Raw genomic sequence first — 2,755 nt, 5'->3', positions numbered from 1 at the left:
GCCGGGAATTCCCGGAACTGACCTTCTCCGTGTCCGCCACCACCCGCCCGCCCAGGCCCGGGGAGGTGGACGGCCGCGACTACCACTTCATGTCCGAGGAGGAATTCTCCAGCCTACGGGATACCGGACATTTCGCCGAATGGGCCAAGGTGCACGGCAATTTCTACGGCACGCCCATGCGCCCGGTGGTGGACCAGTTGGCCTCGGGAAAAGACGTGCTCTTCGACATCGACGTGGCCGGGGCCGACCAGTTGCGCCAGGTTTTTGCGGATGGGGCCTATGTGTTCATCCTGCCGCCGTCCCGGGAAGAATTGGCCAGGCGGCTGTCCGGCCGGGGCACCGAAACCCCTGAGATCATCGCCCGCAGGCTGGCCAACGCGGCGGGCGAGATCGCCCGGGCGGCCAGCTTCGATTACCTGGTGGTCAACGATGTCCTTCCCGAGGCCCTGGACCGGCTGCGCGCGGTGTATCTGGCCGAACGCTCCCGGACCCGGCTTGTGCCCGGACTTGTGGAGAGCCTGGTGGCCCAATTCCGCTGAGGCCGGGTTTCGTGGGTTTGGCCCCGAGTCCTCCCCCCTCGAACTTGGAGGAAGGCAAAAACTCCTTCCAAATCCGGCATTCTTTGAGTATATCTTGAGAAAAGCCCCCAGGGGATCGCAACGCCGAAAGCAAGGGGCATCGACAATGGCCGACAAGAACGAACTCTTTACCGTACGCGTACCCGACGGTGAAAAGCACCATGCATCCGGCAAGGCGCATGACCGGATCAAAGGTGTCTTCTCCACCCAGGCCATCCAGCGCGTGGGCACAGGCACCACCACCCGGAGAACCATTCAGAAAATGTATTGGTTCGTCGAAGAGCTTGACGACAAGCTCTTGGAGATACAGCCCCTCAACAAAAACTACGTCCCCTCCGGTCCTAAACGCAAAATCACCGTGGACGAGCTCCTGGAGAAGTTTTCCCCGGAGCCGGAATTCTACGTCAGCACCGTCTACCCCAAAATGCGCGAACTCAACATGACCATCGTCAAGGGTGAGAAGCACCGCAGCAAGGGGGAGATCTTTAGCGCAGAACTCGAATTCGGCCAGGCCTTGGTCGTGGACGAGGAAAACGTCCGGGCCAACTTCGGACTGGGGCTCACCTACCTGGACCGGGGCGAGGCCAACAAGGCCCAGGACATCTTCGAACGCCTGGTCCGGCTGGATGCGGCCTTCGACAAAGAACACAAGCATCTTTTCAATGAATTCGGCATCAACCTGCGCAAGAACAAGATGCTCGACCAGGCCCTGGACTATTACAAACGGGCCGAAGACCTGACCCAAAGCGATGAACACCTCCTCTACAACATCGCCCGGGCCTTTTTCGAGAAAAAAAACATCGAGCAGTGTTTCGAATATTTAAAAAAGGCCCTGGACATCAATCCCGACCTCATGGCGGCGAGGAAGTTCATCGCCTACCTGGTGGAAAAAAATCTGCTGCCCGGCCAGACCGCCGCCGACATCCTCGGCAGCGCCGACACCGCAGCCCCTCATTCACCTTCCGATCCCGAAACCGGCGGACCAATCAGCGAGCAGCCCTGATTTTCCCCGGACGCCCCCTGGAGAGAGCATGAACCACGAACGCGGACAAAGCTTTCTTCTGGAGCTGCCTACCCTGCGCCTGGAGCTCCCTTTCTCGTCCATCCTGCTCAACAAACTTTTCATCCAGACCGGCGACGGCTCCATGGCCCCCCTTGACGACATCGCCGAAACCATCGCCAAGGACCAGGGGCTCACGGCCAAAGTCCTGACTATGGCCAACTCCGCCTTCTACGGCTTGCAATCCGAAGTGCGCACCGTCAACCGCGCCGTCACCGTGCTGGGTTTAAACGAGATACGCACCCTCATCCTGGCCCTGGGCGTGCGCCACATCGCCACACTCCACCCGCTGCCCGGAAGCTTCGACATCTCCCGCTACTTCGAACACCAACTGGCCGTGGGACTGGCCGCCAAGGAACTGGCCCCCGCCCTCGGCGCCCCCGACGGCGACAACCTCTTTACCGCCGGCGTCCTCCACGACCTGGGCAAACTCCTCACCGCCCAGCACCGCCCGGCCGACTGGCAGGCCATCGAAACCCTGGCCCAGACCGACGTCATCCCCTTTCATCAGGCCGAAGACCGCTATTGGGGCCTCGACCACGGCCTCATCGGCTCCATGATCCTCAAGGCCTGGAACCTGCCGCCCGAACTCACCGAACCCGTCAACTGGCACCATGCTCCGACACACGCCCCGGACCATCGTCGCGCCGCCCTGACGCTGTGTACCGCCGACGCCATCATCCACTTCCTGGCCAACCCGGTCGCTCCGGCCACCGCACCCTGGCAGAACGTGCTGGCCAAGTTCCACCTCTCCCTCGACGATACCCTGGAATCCATCCAAACCGTCCTGGCCTCCCGCCCCCCCAACCTGTTCGCCGCCGCCGCATAACAAAGGCGTGTGGGGGGCGCCGCCCCCCACGCCCCCCGCCAGGGGGCTAAGCCCCCTGGACCCGTAACGTGCGGCCCCAGGCCGACGCTTTTGCGTCGGCCTGGGGCCGCAAGGTTCCGTGCCCAAAGGCACAGGCTCCTGGCCTAAGGCCTGTGCCCCTGCCGAACACCCGGTTTCCGTGGCGTTGCCCCTGCCGCGACGTGGCAGGGGCAACGCCACGGTGACGGGGGGTCCGGGGGGACATTGGTCCCCCCGGGCGGGGCTCGGGGCGGCAGCCCCGATGCCGTT

The 2,755-nt window shown here is 63.2% G+C and carries 3 protein-coding genes; all 3 read left to right on the top strand.

Annotation, left to right across the window (positions count from 1 at the left end):
• A partial coding sequence (gene gmk / locus V3572_RS12865; RefSeq protein ID WP_332111415.1) for a guanylate kinase occupies nucleotides 1–539 on the top strand: 539 nt, incomplete at its 5' end.
• Nucleotides 540–684: 145 nt separating this feature from the next.
• A complete protein-coding gene (locus tag V3572_RS12860) occupies nucleotides 685–1,581 on the top strand; it encodes a tetratricopeptide repeat protein (protein WP_332111414.1) in 897 nt (298 codons plus the stop codon).
• Between the two features lie 28 nt (nucleotides 1,582–1,609).
• On the top strand, nucleotides 1,610–2,467 hold the full coding sequence (locus V3572_RS12855; protein ID WP_332111413.1) for an HDOD domain-containing protein: 858 nt from the start codon (nucleotides 1,610–1,612) through the stop codon (nucleotides 2,465–2,467).
• Nucleotides 2,468–2,755 lie beyond the last annotated feature (288 nt).

It is taken from the genome of Desulfolutivibrio sp., from assembly GCF_036584575.1.
GTDB lineage: Bacteria > Desulfobacterota > Desulfovibrionia > Desulfovibrionales > Desulfovibrionaceae > Desulfolutivibrio.
Note: the sequence above shows the minus strand (reverse complement) of the source record. Positions and strands in the feature narration are given on the sequence as shown.